At 64.6% G+C, this 17,266-nt stretch carries 17 protein-coding genes and 1 riboswitch; of the genes, 4 read left to right on the forward strand and 13 right to left on the reverse strand.

Going from position 1 to position 17,266, the window contains the following annotated elements:
• Positions 1 to 79: 79 nt before the first annotated feature.
• A riboswitch (cobalamin riboswitch) is annotated at positions 80 to 295 on the reverse strand.
• Positions 296 to 493: 198 nt separating this feature from the next.
• The 5 genes from dxs to cadR all read right to left on the reverse strand — a co-directional run bounded on the left by dxs (position 494) and on the right by cadR (position 5,028).
• Complete coding sequence (gene dxs / locus KVO92_RS14490; protein ID WP_217476270.1) at positions 494 to 2,398, reverse strand: 1-deoxy-D-xylulose-5-phosphate synthase; 1,905 nt, start codon at positions 2,396 to 2,398, stop codon at positions 494 to 496.
• A 122-nt stretch (positions 2,399 to 2,520) separates the two neighbouring features.
• On the reverse strand, positions 2,521 to 3,408 hold the full coding sequence (ispA, locus tag KVO92_RS14495) for a (2E,6E)-farnesyl diphosphate synthase (RefSeq protein ID WP_217476271.1): 888 nt from the start codon (positions 3,406 to 3,408) through the stop codon (positions 2,521 to 2,523).
• The gene (locus KVO92_RS14500) at positions 3,405 to 3,647 is read right to left on the reverse strand and encodes an exodeoxyribonuclease VII small subunit (RefSeq protein ID WP_217476272.1); all 243 of its coding nucleotides are present in this window, start codon (positions 3,645 to 3,647) and stop codon (positions 3,405 to 3,407) included. The genes ispA and KVO92_RS14500 overlap by 4 nt, the downstream gene beginning before the upstream one ends.
• A 93-nt stretch (positions 3,648 to 3,740) precedes the next feature.
• Positions 3,741 to 4,511 carry a sulfite exporter TauE/SafE family protein gene (locus tag KVO92_RS14505; RefSeq protein WP_217476273.1) on the reverse strand — a complete coding sequence of 257 codons (771 nt, stop codon included), beginning with the start codon at positions 4,509 to 4,511 and terminating at the stop codon, positions 3,741 to 3,743.
• A gap of 94 nt (positions 4,512 to 4,605) precedes the next feature.
• Complete coding sequence (gene cadR / locus KVO92_RS14510; protein WP_217476274.1) at positions 4,606 to 5,028, reverse strand: Cd(II)/Pb(II)-responsive transcriptional regulator; 423 nt, start codon at positions 5,026 to 5,028, stop codon at positions 4,606 to 4,608.
• Between the two features lie 102 nt (positions 5,029 to 5,130).
• Between cadR and KVO92_RS14515 the strand changes: the two genes are divergently transcribed.
• Positions 5,131 to 5,757, forward strand: coding sequence for a cation transporter (locus tag KVO92_RS14515; protein ID WP_217476275.1), 627 nt, complete (start codon positions 5,131 to 5,133; stop codon positions 5,755 to 5,757).
• A 6-nt stretch (positions 5,758 to 5,763) separates the two neighbouring features.
• Here the strand turns inward: KVO92_RS14515 and KVO92_RS14520 are convergent, their stop codons facing one another.
• The 3 genes from KVO92_RS14520 to KVO92_RS14530 form a co-directional block, all read right to left on the reverse strand.
• Entirely contained in the window at positions 5,764 to 6,762 is a 999-nt protein-coding gene (locus KVO92_RS14520) for an SDR family oxidoreductase (protein WP_217476276.1), read from the reverse strand.
• A gap of 32 nt (positions 6,763 to 6,794) precedes the next feature.
• Positions 6,795 to 8,255: a vitamin K epoxide reductase family protein gene (locus KVO92_RS14525; RefSeq protein WP_254621444.1), complete on the reverse strand. Its 1,461-nt coding sequence runs from the start codon at positions 8,253 to 8,255 to the stop codon at positions 6,795 to 6,797.
• Positions 8,256 to 8,449: 194 nt separating this feature from the next.
• Positions 8,450 to 8,974, reverse strand: a complete 525-nt coding sequence (locus KVO92_RS14530; protein ID WP_217476277.1) for an ATP-dependent zinc protease — start codon at positions 8,972 to 8,974, stop codon at positions 8,450 to 8,452.
• A 277-nt stretch (positions 8,975 to 9,251) separates the two neighbouring features.
• Between KVO92_RS14530 and KVO92_RS14535 the strand changes: the two genes are divergently transcribed.
• Entirely contained in the window at positions 9,252 to 10,139 is an 888-nt protein-coding gene (locus tag KVO92_RS14535; protein WP_217476278.1) for a manganese catalase family protein, read from the forward strand.
• Between the two features lie 296 nt (positions 10,140 to 10,435).
• A complete protein-coding gene (locus KVO92_RS14540; RefSeq protein WP_217476279.1) occupies positions 10,436 to 10,954 on the forward strand; it encodes a carboxymuconolactone decarboxylase family protein in 519 nt (172 codons plus the stop codon).
• A 211-nt stretch (positions 10,955 to 11,165) separates the two neighbouring features.
• Here the strand turns inward: KVO92_RS14540 and ppa are convergent, their stop codons facing one another.
• Both ppa and KVO92_RS14550 read right to left on the reverse strand, forming a co-directional pair.
• The gene (ppa, locus tag KVO92_RS14545; RefSeq protein ID WP_003290517.1) at positions 11,166 to 11,693 is read right to left on the reverse strand and encodes an inorganic diphosphatase; all 528 of its coding nucleotides are present in this window, start codon (positions 11,691 to 11,693) and stop codon (positions 11,166 to 11,168) included.
• Between the two features lie 140 nt (positions 11,694 to 11,833).
• Positions 11,834 to 12,646, reverse strand: coding sequence for a zinc-dependent peptidase (locus tag KVO92_RS14550; RefSeq protein WP_217476280.1), 813 nt, complete (start codon positions 12,644 to 12,646; stop codon positions 11,834 to 11,836).
• 150 nt (positions 12,647 to 12,796) lie between these two features.
• Here KVO92_RS14550 and KVO92_RS14555 point away from each other — a divergent pair, with 150 nt between their 5' ends.
• Complete coding sequence (locus KVO92_RS14555) at positions 12,797 to 13,225, forward strand: RidA family protein (RefSeq protein ID WP_217476281.1); 429 nt, start codon at positions 12,797 to 12,799, stop codon at positions 13,223 to 13,225.
• A gap of 46 nt (positions 13,226 to 13,271) precedes the next feature.
• Here KVO92_RS14555 and eutC read toward each other — a convergent pair whose 3' ends face one another.
• From eutC to eat, 3 genes are all read right to left on the reverse strand, one after another.
• Complete coding sequence (gene eutC, locus KVO92_RS14560; RefSeq protein ID WP_217476282.1) at positions 13,272 to 14,078, reverse strand: ethanolamine ammonia-lyase subunit EutC; 807 nt, start codon at positions 14,076 to 14,078, stop codon at positions 13,272 to 13,274.
• 220 nt (positions 14,079 to 14,298) lie between these two features.
• Complete coding sequence (locus KVO92_RS14565) at positions 14,299 to 15,693, reverse strand: ethanolamine ammonia-lyase subunit EutB (protein ID WP_217476283.1); 1,395 nt, start codon at positions 15,691 to 15,693, stop codon at positions 14,299 to 14,301.
• Positions 15,694 to 15,706: 13 nt separating this feature from the next.
• Positions 15,707 to 17,155 (reverse strand): ethanolamine permease, encoded by a 1,449-nt coding sequence (eat, locus tag KVO92_RS14570; RefSeq protein WP_217476284.1) that lies wholly within the window; start codon positions 17,153 to 17,155, stop codon positions 15,707 to 15,709.
• Between the last annotated feature and the right edge of the window lie 111 nt (positions 17,156 to 17,266).

Here is a 17,266-nt window from a genome sequence, read left to right on the forward strand (position 1 = left end):
AAAGTTCAAACTTTCGAGGAGGGCAGGAACAAACGCGGAATGGCGGGCATCGGCGCTTGACGGTGCTGCCCTCCGCAACACCAGTCGAATCCGCCAGGCCGGTCTCCGGGCTGTCGACACGCACCCGGCTCGCCTTCCCATGCGGTGCACAGTGGCGGTTGAGCGGGCGGTGATCCTCAAGGATCGTGGTCGATTACCGTTGCGGGGGCAGCGCCGGCCTTGCTCTTGCGAGCGCACCGGCTTCCCGTTTAATGCGGACCTTGCGGTCGTGCACACCTGGGCGGATCAGAAATCGCGGGAACCTTAAGGGCTGGCCCGGAGAAACACAAGCAAAGCGCGAACGACCGAGAATCGGCTGGGCGGCGAGTGTGGTTCGGTCTGGTGGGATGAGCGGCGCGGGGACCCGGTTCGCCTGCGCACCGTGACGCATCCTGTGCTGTGTCGGGGGGTAACGCCGTGTCTGGCGGCAGACACGGCGTCGCGACTGGCGCCGTCAGATCTGCGCCAGTCTTGCGCGGATTGACGCTTCGATGCCGGCGGCGTCGAGCCCGCATTCCTTGAGCATCTCGCTGGGCTTGGCATGCTCGACGTAGTAGTCCGGTAGCCCCAGATGGAGGATCGGCTTCTGCCGGTTCTCGGCGGCGAGGAACTCGCCAACGGCGCTGCCGGCCCCGCCCATGATGCTGTTTTCCTCAACGGTCACCAGCAAGTCGTGGCTGTCGGCCATCTCGCGCACCAGCGCTTCGTCCAGCGGTTTGACGAAGCGCATGTCGACCACGGTAGCGTCGAGCGCGTCAGCTACCTGCAAGGCTTCGACCAGTTGCACCCCGAACACCAGCAAGGCGACGCGCTGACCATCCTCGGCACCGCCCTGACGGCGAACCACGCCCTTGCCGATCTCCAGCGGCTCGAGGCCGGGCTCGATCACCGCATTCGGGCCCGTGCCACGTGGGTAACGCACCGCTGCGGGGCCTTCGAAGTGATAGCCGGTGGTGAGCATGCGGCGCATCTCGTTTTCGTCGCTTGGGGTCATCACCAGCATGCCGGGGATGCAGCGCAGGTACGAGAGGTCGAAGCTGCCGGCATGGGTCGGGCCGTCTTCGCCGACGAGGCCGGCGCGGTCGATGGCGAACAGGACGTCGAGATTTTGCACCGCGACATCATGGATCAGTTGATCGTAGGCCCGCTGCAGGAATGTCGAGTAGATCGCCACCACCGGCTTGGCGCCTTCGCACGCCATACCCGCGGCCAGTGTCACCGCGTGCTGCTCAGCGATGGCCACGTCGAAATAGCGATCCGGGTAGCGTTCACTGAACGCGATCAGGTCCGAACCTTCCTTCATCGCCGGGGTGATGCCGGTCAGGCGCGGATCGGCGGCCGCCATGTCGCACAACCATTGGCCGAACACGTTGGAATACTTCGGGCCGCTGGGCTTCTTCGGCGTGGTGGGCGCGCCCACCGGCTCCAGCTTGCTGATCGCATGCCAGGTAATCGGGTCGACCTCTGCCGGGGCGAAGCCTTTGCCCTTCTTGGTCACCACGTGCAGGAACTGAGGGCCGGCCAGGTCGCGCATGTTGCGCAACGTGGCGATCAGGGTTGGCAGGTCGTGGCCGTCGATGGGGCCGATATAGTTCCAGCCAAGCTCTTCGAACAGGGTGCCGGGCACCAGCATGCCCTTGGCGTATTCCTCGGTGCGGCGGGCGATTTCCCAGGCGCCGGGCAGGCGCGACAGGACCTTTTTGCTGCCCTCGCGCATGCTCGAATAGGTACGGCTGGAGAGGATCTTGGCCAGGTAGTTGGACAGGCCGCCGACGTTGCGCGAAATCGACATGTCGTTGTCGTTGAGCACCACCAGCATGTCGGCGCCGACTTCGGGCGCATGGTTCAGCGCCTCGAACGCCATGCCGGCGGTGAGCGCGCCATCGCCGATCACCGCGATGGATTTGCGCTTCTTGCCTTGCAGGCGCGCAGCTATGGCCATGCCCAGCGCCGCGCTGATCGAGGTGCTGGAATGGCCGACGCCGAAGGTGTCGTACTCGCTCTCGCTACGGCGCGGGAAGGCGGCAAGGCCGTCTTTCTGGCGCAGGCTTTCCATGCGCTCGCGGCGCCCGGTGAGGATCTTGTGCGGATAGGCCTGATGGCCGACGTCCCATACCAGCCGGTCTTTCGGCGTGTCGTAGACGTAGTGCAGGGCGATGGTCAGCTCGATTACACCGAGGCCGGCACCGAAGTGCCCGCCGGTCCGGCCGACGCTGTAGAGCAGGTCCTGCCGCAGCTCGTTGGCGAGTTCATCAAGTTCCGCTTCGCCCAGCCGGCGCAGCTGCTCGGGAGTGGCCGCGCGATCTAGAACGGGCGTCGCAGGGCGGACCCGAGGAATCTCATGGAACGTCTTGGGCATCGGGCGAATCGTTTTGGCTGAAAAAAGAGCCGCAGTTTACCTGATGGTTACTACGAGAAGAATGATCCAGGCATCAACGGTTGTCGGCGTGCGAATCGCGATCTGGTTCTGAACGTCCGGACTCAGCTGCGGCGCTCGACGATGAAGCGGGCCAGCTGGCGCAACGGCTCGGCAGACTCGGCGAAGGGCATGACGGCTGCCAGCGCCGTATCGCGCAGCTCGAGCGCGTAGGCCTTGGCCGCATCCAGGCCCAGCAATGCCGGGTAGGTGGGCTTGTCGCGGGCAATGTCGGCGCCTTGATGCTTGCCCAGCGTGGCGGTGTCACTTTCCACGTCGAGGATGTCGTCCTGCACCTGGAAGGCCAGGCCGATGGCTTGTGCATAGCGTTGCAGCGCGGCGAGCGTATCCGTCTCGGCGCGGCCGCTGGCGAGGGCGCCGAGGCGCACGCTGGCTTCGATCAACGCGCCGGTCTTGTGCCGGTGCATCAGCTCCAGCGCCTGGCGGTCGAGCTTCACGCCGACCGAGCCCAGATCGATGGCTTGCCCGCCGACCATGCCGGCCGGGCCTGCGGCGCGCGCGAGGCTGACGAACATTTCCAGGCGCAGCGCTGGATCCTCGGGGTTGAGCGCCTCGGCAGCCAATGCTTCGAAGGCCAGGCTTTGCAGACCGTCGCCGGCGAGGATGGCGCAGGCTTCGTCGAAGGCCTTGTGCGTGGTCGGCTGGCCGCGACGCAGATCGTCATCATCCATCGCTGGCAGGTCGTCGTGCACCAGCGAGTAGGCGTGGATCAGTTCGACGGCGCAGGCCGCGCCATCGGCGTGCGCGCTATTGCCTTCGAGCGCCTCGCAGGCGGCGTAGACCAGCAGCGGTCGCACGCGCTTGCCGCCGTTCATGGTGCTGTAGCGCATGGCCTGGTAGAGGCGCTCGAGCTGGGGACGAGGCGGGGTGAAGAGCGTATCGAGGCAGCGGTCGACACGTTGCTGGCAGCGTTGCTGGTAGTCACCGATCATGCTTCGGGATCCGCCTCGAAGGGGACTTCCTGCAGCTTGCCGTCACGTTCGAGCAGCATCTGCACCTTCTGTTCGGCCTGGCTGAGCGCCGCCTGGCAGTCGCGAGTCAGGCCGATGCCTTGTTCGAAGCAGGCCAGCGAGTCCTCCAGCGACAGCTCGCCGCTTTCCAGGCGCTCGACCAGTTGCTGTAATTCGGCGAGGGAGTGTTCGAAATCGAGGGCGACTTTCTTGCGGGCCATGGCGGAACCTGTTCTGTGCGGCTGCTCTGAAACGGGCGCGACACTAGCAGAGCTGACCGGTATTAGCCATAAGCCGGCCGGGCTAGACGGCGCTCAGCGCCAGTATATGGCCTGGAAGTAATAGAGCGTCATGCTGCTGCCGACCACGATAACGAACACCCGCAGCCAGCTGGCCGGCAGCTTCTTGCTCAGCGCGCCACCGGCATAGCCGCCGAGGGTGGTGCCGATCAGCAGGATGGCCAGTTCGTACAGGCTCACACGGCCGGCCAGGATGAAGGTGGCCGTGGCGACGCTGTAGATAACCGCGGAGATGAGGTTCTTCAACGCGTTGGCGCGAACCAGCTGATGGCCTTCGATGGAAAAGGCCGCCAGCTGCAGGATGCCCATGCCCGCGCCGAAGTACCCGCCGTAGATGGACACCAGGCCATGCGCCGCCAGCGATGCGGGCGCATGCGGTGGCACGGCGCTGTCGTCCTTGCGGCGTGCCGCCAGCCAGCGGCTCAGCCAGGGGCTGGCGGCGAACAGGGCGGTGGCGACCAGCAGCAGCCAGGGAATCAGCAGGCTGAACACATCGTCACCGCTGGCGAGCAGCAGCAGGCCGCCGATCAGACCACCGATCAGGCCTGCCAGCAGTAGCGGAAGCAGGTAGCGGCCCAGCGGACGGAGTGCCGAGCGCGCCGCCCAGGCGCCGGCGAGGCTGGCGGGCCAGAGCGCCACGGCATTGGTCGCGTTGGCCGTGACCGGCGGCAAGCCGGTGGCCAACAGCGCCGGAAACGAAAAGAAGGTGCCGCCGCCGGCGAGCGCATTCATGCCGCCGGCAGCAAAACCGGCCACGATGAGCAACAACATATCGAACAGGGGCATCGGACGCGCTCGCGGCAAAAGGGCGCAGAGTATCCTTGCCGCCGCGCGACGCCAAGCAGCGCCCTGCAGGGCGCTGACGCTGTTGGCTGGCGTTTCAGGACTTCACGGGTGGTGTTTCATCCAGTCGCGTGCTGGCGAGCTCGTTGAGAATGCCGCAGCCCTGGGTCGCACGGTCACCGCTGCAACAGCTGCGCAGTGCCTGCAACTGGCGCTCCAGAGCATGGAGGCTCTGCAGCCGCGAGCGGACGCGCTCGAGCTGCTCGTCAATCAGCAGGTTGATGTCACCGCAGTTCGCGTCCGGCTGGTTGGAGAACGCCAGCAGCCGGCGGATATCGGCCAGCCCGATATCCAGCGCCCGGCAGTGGCGGATGAACACCAGATGCTCGAGCTGCTTGGGCGAATAGGCACGGTAGCCATTGGCGCCGCGCTCCGGCGCGGGCATCAGCCCCACCTTTTCGTAATAGCGAATGGTCTCGACGTCCACATCGGCCGCCATGCTCAGCTCGCCTATGCGCATCAGGGGCTCCTTTGCTGCGTTACTGTCGACGAAAAACGGCCTTGACCCTGTAGCTGCTCCAGGGTGTGCAATGGCACCGACTATAGTTCAGGAGGCAAACCCATGTCGTCGAGATGCTGTGACTCGGGCTGTTCAACCCCGGCGGTCAGCCCAGGCTTTCGCAAGGCCTTGTGGATCGCGCTGGTGATCAACCTGGCCATGTTCGTCGTGGAAATCATCAGCGGGCTGCGCTCCGGCTCGGTGTCCTTGCTGGCCGACGCCATCGACTTCGCCGGTGACGCCGCCAACTACGGCATCACCCTGGTGGTGCTGTCCATGGGGCTGGTCTGGCGCTCCCGCGCCGCGCTGATCAAGGGCCTTTCGATGCTTGCCTTCGGTGTGTTCGTACTGGCCCGGGCCGGCTGGGCCGTCTACGCCGGGGTGGTGCCGGAGCCGCTGACCATGGGCGTCATCGGTGCGTTGGCCCTGCTCGCCAATGTCAGCGTGGCGCTGATGCTCTATGCCTTCCGCGAAGGTGATTCGAACATGCGCTCGGTCTGGCTGTGCAGCCGCAACGATGCGCTGGGCAATATCGCCGTCATGCTCGCCGCGGCCGGCGTGTTCGGCACAGGCGCCGGTTGGCCCGACCTGGTCGTGGCGTTGATCATGGCCGGCCTGGCCTTGTCCGCCGGCTTCTCGGTGGTGCGCCAGGCACGGCAGGAGCTGGGCGCACCGCAGCATCAGGGCTGACGTCGATCAACCGGCAATGGCCGCCACGATGGCGATGACGATCACACTTGTCACCGCCAGGCCGGCCGCGGCCAGCTTGCCCACCGCCTCGGAACTCAGGCCCATCGCCTTGTCTTTGGCCTGCGCGCTGAAACGGCCTTCGATTCGATGCAGGCCGTCCGCGGGCTGGAAGAGATTGTCGGGCTGCTCGTCGCCCACCGGCTCGTCGGTCATCTGTCCGCTCCAGGCCTGCTTGGCCATCATCCGGTCGAGCAGGCCGGGCATGAACATGTTGCCGATGATCGCCTGAAACGAGGCGCGCCCGAGCCACAGCTCGCGCGGCGCATCCGTGGCGGCGCGGAGAATGGCGCGCGCGGCCACCTCGGGCGTATGGATCGGAGGGACCGGCTGCGGCCGCTTCTGCATCTTGTTGCGTGACCAGTCGAACTGCGGCGTGTTGTGCGCCGGCAGCTGGACCATGGTCAGTCGCACCCGGCTATTGGTATGGATCAGCTCGCAGCGCAGCGAATCGGTGAAGCCGCGGATGGCGAACTTGGCCGCGCAGTAGGCCGATTGCAGCGGGATCGCCCGATAGGACAGGGCCGAGCCCACCTGGACGATGGTGCCGCGGTTGCGCGACTCCATATGGCGCAGCGCCGCCAGCGTGCCGTGGACGAAGCCCAGATAGGTCACCTCGGTCACGCGCTTGAATTCCGCCGCGCTGATCTTGTTCACCGGGCCGAACACCGTTGCCATTGCCGCGTTGACCCAGATTTCGATCGGGCCCAGCTCCTTCTCTATCCGCTCGGCCGCACGATCGATCGCCTCGGCGTCGGCGACATCCGCCGAGATCGCCAGGACTTTCGCGCCGGTCGCTTGCAGTTCACTGCAGGTATCGGCCAGGCCCTCCTCGCCGCGCGCGATCACGGCGACGCGGTAGCCCGCCTGGGCCAGCGCGTGCGCCGTGGCGCGACCCACGCCGGCGGTGCCGCCACAAATCACGGCGGTCTGTTCGCGGTCGGTCATCTCGGACTCCTTTTCTGAGCGGCTGGCAGGCACTAGCGCAACAGTGCGTTCCAGCCGGCATAACGATGGTTGATCGGGCCGCGCGGCAGGCTCAGGCCGATCACCAGCGCACCGGCAACCAGGCTGCCGACGGAGGCAGCGAACCCGGCGCCGTCGAGAAGCGCAGGGGAGGCCAGCAGCCAGACGCCGATCGGCAGGTTGAGAAAGCGCAGCGGCCGGGCCACCTCGGCGAACGCCAGCACCGAAACCGTGATCAGCAACGAACCCATCAGGTGGTCGCTGTTGGCCATCGCGCCCTCGGTGCCGAAGATCAGCCGGGTGCACATCAGCCAGACACCGAGGCCACAGAGCAGCGCCAGGCCCCACGGCAGATTGACCCCGCGAAGGCCCTTCAGCGCCATGGCGGACAGCGCGCCATCGAACTCGGGCGTATTGTCTTCGCGCGCACCCTCCATGGCGTCGCCCTGGAAGAAGGTCTTCCAGAACGGCTTGCCGCGGCGCCGGGCATCCTTGAGAAACTGGCCCATGGCGACCAGCTCATCCAGGGCGTACGGCATCATCACCAGCATGGCCAACGCCTGGATCAGGCACAGGGTGCACCAGGTGTTGATGACGATCGGCTGGGCGATGATGAAGAAGATGCTCACCGCGCCCAGCGGCACCACCACCACGCCGAACGCGGCGACCATCCAGGGCATGGTCCGCCAGCGGCGTGCATCGCCCATCACCGCCATCAGCAGTTCGATCATGTAGGCCATAACACCGACCCCTGCGTCGGAGACCGGCCAGGCGCGGGACATGTCGGAGGTGATGATGGTCTCGGTGCCGTTGGGCTGGGTGCCGAAAAAGGGATCCCAGGCATTGGCGGTGTGACCGAGCTGGTAGGCCGCCAGGTAGCGCGCCAGCAGGATGCCGATCACCGCGAGGATCGCGATAGGCAATCGCTGCAGCCAGGTCGAGGGGTTGTAGTCCCAGCCCGGCGGAACCGCGGCCTTCTGCATCATGCCGGACATGCTCATGCCCGGCATCATCGGCACCAATGTCGAGAAGGCAATCACCAGCCCGCCGACCAGCAGCGCATTGCCGTAGCTGGCCGGCGACGGTGTCCAGAACAGCAGCGGGGCGAACATCAGCCAGAGGCCCATGACCGTGTTGGCCCACTGCGCCCACGCCTTGCGCTTGAGCGAAAGCACGGCGAACAGCACGATCAGGCCGCCGCTGATCACATCGCTCCAGGTCATCAGCAATGCGCGAGTGGCCACCTCCGGCACCTCGCGCTCGGCAGCCAGGCGCGCCAGGTCCAGATCGCTGCTGGAGATGTTCGAATAACCAAAGATGAACGGGGCGCTGAGCAGCCAGAAACCAAGCAGCGCATTGGCAAAATGGCACCACAGCGTGGCGAGACGACGACGCTCCATCATCTGCATGTGTGCTTCCATGCCCATGTCCGATGGCATGGCCGATTGGCGCAAATATTCGCCTTGATGCTCCATGTACCGCTCCTCGTTGCCAAGTGATGGTTGCATGTCGCGTTAGGGCCGGTGCGGGCAGCCGGCTGGCAATCAACCGCTGGTCTGTTGACCGGACGAGGCGAGGAGGAGTTGCAGAAAAACTACAGGCGGGTTGTGCACCGAAGGCTCGTGGCCGTTGCCTTCGGTTCCGTTGATGCGCGGGCGGCGGGCGCTTCCTAGGCCGAACAATCCGGTTCGACGGTGAAGGTCTTGGACGAATCCACCAGGCCGATATCTTCCAGCGCGCGGCGCCCGATGAGCACCGGATAGTTCATCTTGTCGCGATCGTTCAGCGAAAACTGTTCCTCGTAGGCCTGGTTACCCAGGCACACGTTCATCAGCACCACAGGGCGTTTCTCTGCGCCACCGGCGCCGCGCACCTTGATGTCCCTGACCACCTTGCGCTCTATGCGCTTCTCGATGTTCTTCTCGGTATCGACGTCTTCAAGCTCGAGGGTGAAGCGCACCCAGTCATCACCGTTCTTTTTGAATCGGTCGATGTGCTCGGCATGCATCGAGGAGGTCAGCGCGCCACTGTCGAGCTTGAACTTCACGGCGATGCCTTCCGGAAGGATCAGACCTTTCTCGACCCAGCCGAGCACCTGAGGCGAATCGGCCATGGCCGGCGCGATGCAGGCCGTTAGCAACAGTCCGGTGAAAACGAGTGCGTTGGCGCGTCTGGGGCTTTTCGGGCGGAACATTTTTCACCTCGATTCGGGGCTACCACGGCAACGATAGAGTCGCTGGCCCTGGATACGTTCAGCTCACGACGCAACGCATGCCCTTGCGCGTGGACAGCAGGAACGCGCGGTCGCTCCATTGACTCGGCTCATGAACACGATTGAAAAAAACAATCGGACGGCTGCCTCAGCCTGTACTCCATCCATAGGGTCGCTTGCGATATGTGCTGAATCGCTGCGACCCGTTAATGAATCGAAGGAGGCAGTCACTAGGGAAGTCCAAATTGAGAGGTGAACTATGTTCGTCCACAACAAACGGCTTCAATACACCGTGCGAGTGGCAGGGCCCAATCCGGGCCTGGCCAACCTGATGCTCGAGCAATTCGGCGGCCCGCAAGGCGAGCTCGCTGCCGCCATGCGCTACTTCACCCAGGGCGTGGCCGAGGATGACCCAGGTCGCAAGGACATGCTCATGGACATCGCCACCGAGGAACTGAGCCACCTCGAGGTGATCGGCTCCATCGTCGGCATGCTCAACAAAGGCGCTAAAGGTGAACTGGCAGAGGGCGTCGAGAAGGAAGCGGATCTGTATCGCTCGCTGACCGGCGGCGGCAATGATTCGCACATCACCTCCTTGCTGTACGGTGGAGGCCCGGCGCTGACCAACTCCGGTGGAATCCCCTGGACCGCCGCCTACGTCGACACCATCGGCGAGCCGACAGCGGACTTGCGGTCCAACATCGCTGCCGAGGCGCGGGCCAAGATCGTCTACGAGCGTTTGATCAATGTGACCGATGATCCCGGGATCAAGGATGCGTTGAAATTCCTCATGACCCGCGAGATCGCTCACCAGAAGTCCTTCGAGAAGGCGCTACACGCCATTCAACCCAACTTCCCACAGGGCAAGCTGCCGGGCGACCCGCAATTTGCCAACGTCTACTACAACCTGTCGCAAGGCGAGGGCGACCTGCGCGGGCCTTGGAACCAGGGGCCTGAGTGGGAGTTCGTCGAGAACCCGCAACCGGCTGTAGACGGAGGGGATGGCAAGCCTTCGGTCGATCTGAGCAAGGCCCAGCAGAAGGTCGTGCAACAGATGGCGGTACGGACCCAGTCCGATGTCTCCGTCGATCCCATGACCGGCGCCGACCTCGGCTCGGGTGCAGCCATCAAGAACGGCAAGTCCTGACGGCACGGGGGCCGGTGCGGCTGATCTCAACCGCACCGGCGCTTTCAACGGTCTCTACCCCTTCCTTTCCTCGTCGTTCGCATATGTGGCAGCGCTTGCTGCGACACCTACCAGCACGGTCCTGCTGCCGATCGTTCTCGGCACAATGGCGACGTCATAGCGTTGTGGAGGGTCTCGATAACGATTTAGACGATCTGCAGCATTATCTCGACGATAAGTAGCCGAAGCGGCCGCCTGCCAGTAGATCCTATCTCCACGGTCTGACACAGATCGCTCATCAACCGAGGAGAACAGCCATGACCCGCATCAGCGCACTGCCTATCGAACAAACCGCCGAATCCGTCCGTCCCGCCCTGGAAGGGATTGGCAAGGCACTGGGTTTCGTCCCCAACGCGTTTCTCACCCTGGCCCATGCACCGGCAGCCTTGAGCGGCTACCTGGCGTTGTCGCAGGCCCTTGGTCGCGGCAGCCTGACTGCCCGGGAGCGTGAAACCGTCGCCCTGGCGACGTCGCAGGTGAACAGCTGCGACTATTGCCTCGCCGCGCATAGCCTGTTTGCCAGCAAGGCCGGGCTCGACGCAACGGCTATCGGCCAGGCGCGCGAAGGTCGGCTCGATGCCGTGGCGACCCTGGCGCGTCAGATCACCGACAGCCGAGGCCTGGTGAGCGATGAACAACTCGCCGCCGCCCGTGCTGCCGGACTGGATGATCGCCGGATCGTCGAGGTCGTCGCCCATGTCAGCCTGCTGACCCTGACCAACTACCTCAACAACCTGGCCGACACCGAAGTGGACTTCCCGGCCGTCACGGTTTGAGGGCGAGCATTCGTTTCGTGCCGGATGGGTTTGCCCTGATGCGGCAGGCCCCCTTGGTGACGCGCGGTGTGTCGGGGCCGGACTGCGGAGCTCGAGCAAGCTTCTGCACGCCACCCGGCGGAGGTCTGTCAGCCGGCGCCACGCTCGTCGGAGACAATGCCCTGGAAATAAAAAAGCCGGCTTGTGGCCGGCTTTTCTTCAGTGCTTCGGCTTACTTCTGATAAGCCTCGGCAGCTTTGATGATGGCGGCGCGGGCGGCGTCTGCGCCTTCCCAGCCTTCAACCTTGACCCACTTGCCCTTCTCGAGATCCTTGTAGTTCTCGAAGAAGTGCTTGATCTGCTCGATCAGCAGCGGCGGCAGGTCGGTGTATTCCTTAACGTCTTTGTACAGCTGAGTCAGCTTGTCGTGCGGGACGGCGATCAGCTTGGCGTCGCCGCCGGCTTCGTCGGTCATGTTCAGTACGCCGACCGGACGGCAGCGGATGACCGAACCCGGAGCAACCGGATAGGGCGTGACGACCAGTACGTCGAGCGGGTCGCCGTCGTCAGCCAGGGTGTGCGGGATGAAACCGTAGTTGGCCGGGTAGAACATCGGGGTGGCCATGAAGCGGTCGACGAACAGGCAATCGGTGTCGTGATCGATCTCGTATTTGATCGGCGCGTGGTTGGCGGGGATCTCGATAGCGACGTAGATGTCGTTTGGCAGGTCTTTGCCGGCCGGGACTTTGCTGTAGCTCATGAACATTGCTCCGTGGTCGGCCGAAGCGGCCTGGGGCGAAAAAAGTGGGCGCGATTATAGGCGCACTGTCGGGCGTTTTGCCATGCCGGTCGCGACGGACCTTTGCTGGCAGGGTGACGCGCGCATTCGACGGTGCGAAGTCAATGGGGTTCCGCGTACGCCGGGTGGTCGTGCTGGAGCTGCTGCAGGCGCGTCAGCGGATCCTGGCGGTAGAACGCGGCCAGCTGCTGATAAACCTCGGGGAAGGCCTCGTGCAGCACGTCCGGCGCGCTGAAAAAGTACTCGCTGGTGACGGCGAAGAACTCGGCCGGGTTCTCCGCCGCGTAGGGGTCGATCGGGGTGTGGGCGTCGGGATCGGCGTCCAGCGTCCTGTTGAGCGCGTCGTAGGCGTGCTGCATGACCCTCGCCCAGGTGTCGATGCGCATGTTGCGGTGCAGCGGCGGCAGGCCGTTGGCGTCACCGTTGAGCATGTCCAGCTTGTGCGCCAGTTCGTGGATCACCAGGTTGTAGGCTTCCCAGCCGCCGCTCTCCTGTACGCCAGGCAGCGCCAGTATGACCGGCCCTTGCAACCACGCCTCGCCGCTGTGCTCGCCGTCCCATTCATGCACCACGCCTGCCGAGTCGCGGTGTTTTTGCGGGCTATGGAAGTCGCCGGGATAGATCACGATCTCATGGAAGCCCTGATACCAGTTCAGCTCGGCCAGGTGCAGTAACGGCAGCTGAGCTTGGGCAGCCAGACGCAAACGGTCAGCCAGTTCCAGCTCCACGCCGGGCAGCGCGGTGAGCCGCTTGGCATGCAGAAACAGCAGGCTGCGCTTGCGCAGGCGCTCGGTTTCCTCCTGGGTCAGCCCGTCGAGGATCGGCAGGCTGTCGAGCACCTGTTGCCAAAGGGCCGGCTCGATGGCGAGGCGTGCCAGAATGCGTTTGCGGCGCCAGTCGCGAAATGACCACATGAGAGAGCTTCCAGCCGGGAGGGCGACAACCTTAAGGTGGGCGAGGTGCGTCGGCAAGCGGTCGCCTCGTCACCAGATTGTTGCTTCGCTATGGTGGGCTGTCGGAAGGGCGCGTTGCGCGTATCCGAACCTGACCTTGATGGAGGCACCATGAACGACTCTGTGAGTTCAACCAAGCCCACGTTGCTCAATCCGCCTGGCCTGTACGACCCGGCACCGAACGGCTACTCCCATATCGCGATGGTGCCAGCCGGCACGCGGCTGGCCTTCATTGCCGGCCAGGGCGGCGAGACGGCGGATGGCCGGCTGTCGAGCGATTTCCGCGAGCAGGTCCGACAGGCGATGGCCAACCTGCTGATCGCGATAGAAGCGGCAGGCGGACAGACGTCGCAGGTCGCCAAGCTGACGGTGCTGATCGTCGATCACAGTGAGCAGCGGCTGGGCATACTGGGCGAAGAGCTGGCGCGCGCATTCGGGGCGCAGATGAAACCGGTCTGCACGCTGATCCCGGTACCCCGGCTGGCCTTGGACGGCATGCTGTTCGAAATCGACGCGGTGCTGGTGTTGCCGGACCGATGACTGCCGTGCGAGCGGCTGCGGAGGCAGTTGCGGCAGCGCTCGCAGTTCAACCCAGCAGGAAATTACCCACCTTTGGCTTGCCGTCGTCGAGGCTGAGTAGCTCCGCTTCGTCTTTGAGGTTCACGCCCGAGAGTTGCCGGCGGCAGGCTTCACGCATCAGGTGGATCAGGCGGCGGGCGGCGAGGTTGTAGCTCAGGCCTTCCAGGCGGATGTTGGAGATGCAGTTGCGGTCGGCATCGGTGCGGCCGACTTTCGGTGCGTAGGTGAAGTACAGACCGAGGCTGTCCGGAGAACTCAGGCCAGGTCGCTCGCCGAGCAGCATCACCACCATCTTCGCCTTCAGGCGTTCGCCCACTTCGTCGCCGAGCGCGACGCGGCCTTGTTGCACCAGGCTGATCGGCGCGAGGCTCCAGCTATCCTTTTCGAGCTGTTCTTCGATGCGCTGGAGCAGAGGCAGGGCGTGGCGCTGCACCGCCAGCGCGGAAAGGCCGTCGGCGATCACGATAGCCAGGTCGTAGCCCGCTGGGTGCTGGTGCGCATGGTCGTCGAGGCGTTCGGCCGATTGTTCGTCCAGCCGACGCCCGAGGTCTGGGCGTTGCAGATAGGTGAATCGATCGGGGGCGGCGCTGTGCAGCTGCAGGCAGCGATAACCGCGCTGCTCCAATTGTGAGGCCAGCTCGTCTGCGTCCAGCGCGAGGTGTACCGCGTCGCGGGCCTGGGCATGGGCGAATTGGAAATCCAGCTGGGCCTCGGTCGGCAGGCTGGCGCCGGCGCGGCCCAGTGCGATCCGCGCGGGGGTGAGCTGGCGGAGGTGGGCCCAGGGGTTGATGGTGATGGGCGAGCGGTTAGGCATGGCAGTCTCGGCTGTCGTTCAAACACAATATTCTGGCCACCTTGTGGGGCGCTATGCCGTGTGTAGGTTGGATTAGCCGACGGCGTAATCCGGCACCACTGACAGCGTTGCCACCCCGGTGCACGCGGCCGGTGCGCGGTAAAGCGCCTTCGGCGATTCCATCCTACGAAAAGCGACCCTTGACGTAGGAGGCAGGGGGTTGCAATGGTGCACCTGTTCTTCACGACAGTTGCCTCAACGCCTGACGAAAGGCGGGCGGGAGTTGCTCGCCCATCTGCAGTCGTCTGCCGTCCTGGCGCAGGATTTCCATCTTCGCCAGCCACGCCTCGAATTCTGGCGCGGGGCGCAGGCCCATGCTCTGACGCAGATAGAGCGCATCGTGAAAGGAGGTGGTCTGGTAGTTGAGCATCACGTCGTCCGAGCCCGGAATGCCCATGATGAAGTTGATGCCAGCGGTGCCCAGCAGCGTCAGCAGCATGTCCATGTCGTCCTGATCGGCTTCGGCGTGGTTGGTGTAACAGATGTCGCAACCCATGGGCACGCCAAGCAGCTTGCCGCAGAAGTGATCTTCCAACCCAGCGCGAATGATCTGCTTGCCGTTGTAGAGGTATTCCGGGCCGATAAAGCCGACCACGGTGTTCACCAGCAGCGGTTTGAATTGGCGGGCCACGGCATAGGCGCGCGCTTCGCAGGTCTGCTGGTCGACGCCGTGATGGGCATTGGCCGACAAGGCGCTGCCCTGGCCGGTCTCGAAGTACATCAGGTTGTCGCCCACCGTGCCGCGCTTCTGCGACAGGCCCGCTTCGTAGCCTTCCTGCAGCAGCGCCAGGTTGATGCCGAAACTGCTGTTGGCCGCCTCGGTGCCGGCGATGGATTGGAACACCAGATCCAGCGGTGCGCCCCGGTTGATCGCCTCGATGGAGGTGGTGACGTGCGTCAGGATGCAGCCCTGGGTGGGTATCTCGTAGCGGCTGATCACCGCGTCGAGCATTTTCAGCAGTTCGCAGATGCCGCTGGTGCTGTCGGTGGCCGGGTTGATGCCGATGACGGCGTCGCCGTTGCCGTACAGCAGCCCGTCGACGATGCTCGCGGCGATGCCGGCGGCTTCGTCGGTGGGGTGGTTGGGTTGCAAGCGCGTGGACATGCGCCCGCGCAGGCCGATGGTGTTGCGAAAGCGGGTCACGACACGAACCTTCTGTGCCACCAGAATCAGGTCCTGCACACGCATGATCTTCGACACCGCGGCGACCATCTCCGGCGTCAGCCCTGGCGCCAAGGCGTTCAGGGCCGCCTCGTCGGCATCGTCACCGAGCAGCCAGTTGCGGAAGTCGCCCACGGTGAGGTGACTGACCGGGGCGAAGGCCCCGGCGTCGTGGCTGTCAATGATCAGCCGCGTGACTTCATCGGTTTCGTAGGGGATCAGCGCTTCCTCGAGAAAACGCTTGAGCGGGATCTGCGCCAGGCACATTTGCGCGGCGACCCGCTCGGCATCGCTGCCCGCCGCGACTTCGGCGAGGCAATCGCCGGAGCGCGCCGGGCTGGCCTTGGCCATGACTTCGCGCAGGCTGTCGAAGCGCCAAGTGGTGCCGCCTACGCTGTGCGTGTATCCCGCCATGACAGGTCTCCAATCAGTTCAGCGATGCCTCGGCTTTCTCGATCGCCGCGAATTCCTCTTCCGGCGTACCCGCCACCAGGTGGTGCCGGCTGTAGAGGGCGAAGTAGGCGATGAAGATGCCGTAGATCACCACGGCAGCGATCACTACCCGTGGATCGACCAGGAAGCCGGCCACCACCGCGATGCAGGCCAACACCAGCGCCACGCCGGAAGTCAGCACGCCGCCGGGCGTCTTGTACGGGCGGTGCAGGTCCGGCCGGCGCAGGCGCAGGACGATGTGCGAGGCCATCATCAGCACATAGGAGATGGTGGCGCCGAACACCGCCACCAAGATCAGCAGATCGCCCTGGCCGGTCAGCGAGAGCAGGAAGCCGATGATGCCCGGAATCACCAGCGCCATGACCGGCGCCTTGTTCTTGTTGGTCAGCGACAGCTTGCGGGGCAGGTAGCCGGCCCGCGACAGTGCGAAAATCTGCCGGGAATAGGCGTAGATGATCGAGAAGAAGCTGGCGATCAGACCGGCCAGGCCGACCAGATTGACGAAGCCGCTCATCCAGGTCGATGAGCCGTAGGCTGTGGTCAGCGCTTCCACCAGCGGGTTGCCGGATTCGACCAGGGTGCTGGAGCCTGCGCCACCGGGGCCGACCAGCAGGATCAGCCCGGCAAAGGCGGCCAGGATCAGCATGGCACCGATCAGCCCGCGCGGCATGTCGCGCTGTGGATTCTTGGTTTCTTCGGCAGCCAGCGGCACACCCTCGACGGCAAGGAAGAACCAGATCGCGTAGGGAATCGCCGCCCAGATGCCGACGTAGCCGTAAGGCAGGAAACTGCTGGCGCCTGCGGCAGTAGTCGGTGCGATGTCCAGCAGCTTGTCCACGGAGAAATGCGGCACCATCGCCACGATGAACACGCCCAGGGCCAGCGCGGCTATCGCGGTGATGATGAACATCAGCTTCAGCGCCTCGCCGACACCGAAGATGTGGATGCCGATGAAGATGATGTAGAAGGCCAGGTAGATCGCCCAGCCGCCGATACCGAACAGCGACTCGCAATAGGCACCGATGAACACGGCGATGGCCGCTGGGGCAATGGCGTACTCGATAAGGATCGCCGTGCCGGTGAGAAAGCCGCCCAGCGGGCCGAATGCGCTGCGGGCGAAGCCATAGCCGCCGCCCGCAGTGGGAATCATCGAGGACAGCTCGGCCAGCGAAAAACACATGCACAGGTACATGGTCGCCATCAGCAGCGTGGCGATGAACAACCCGCCCCAACCGCCTTGGGCCAGGCCGAAGTTCCAACCGGCGTAGTCACCGGAGATCACGTAGGCAACGCCCAGGCCCACCAGCAGCACCCAACCGGCGGCGCCTTTCTTCAGTTCGCGTTCCTGGAAATAGGTACTGCCAACTGCTTCGAAATCGACGGTGTGTGTCGGGGGTGTCGCACTGCTGTGTTCGAGAGCCATGGGGATCATCCTTCAATGGGTTCGGGTACGGCAGGATCGTGAAAGCAAAGGCTGTGCCTTCAGGATGGAGCGCTGGTTTCAGCAGGCGTCCGGTCGTGGCGGGGCACAGGC

Source organism: Stutzerimonas stutzeri (assembly GCF_019090095.1).
In the GTDB taxonomy this organism is placed as follows: domain Bacteria; phylum Pseudomonadota; class Gammaproteobacteria; order Pseudomonadales; family Pseudomonadaceae; genus Stutzerimonas; species Stutzerimonas stutzeri_AN.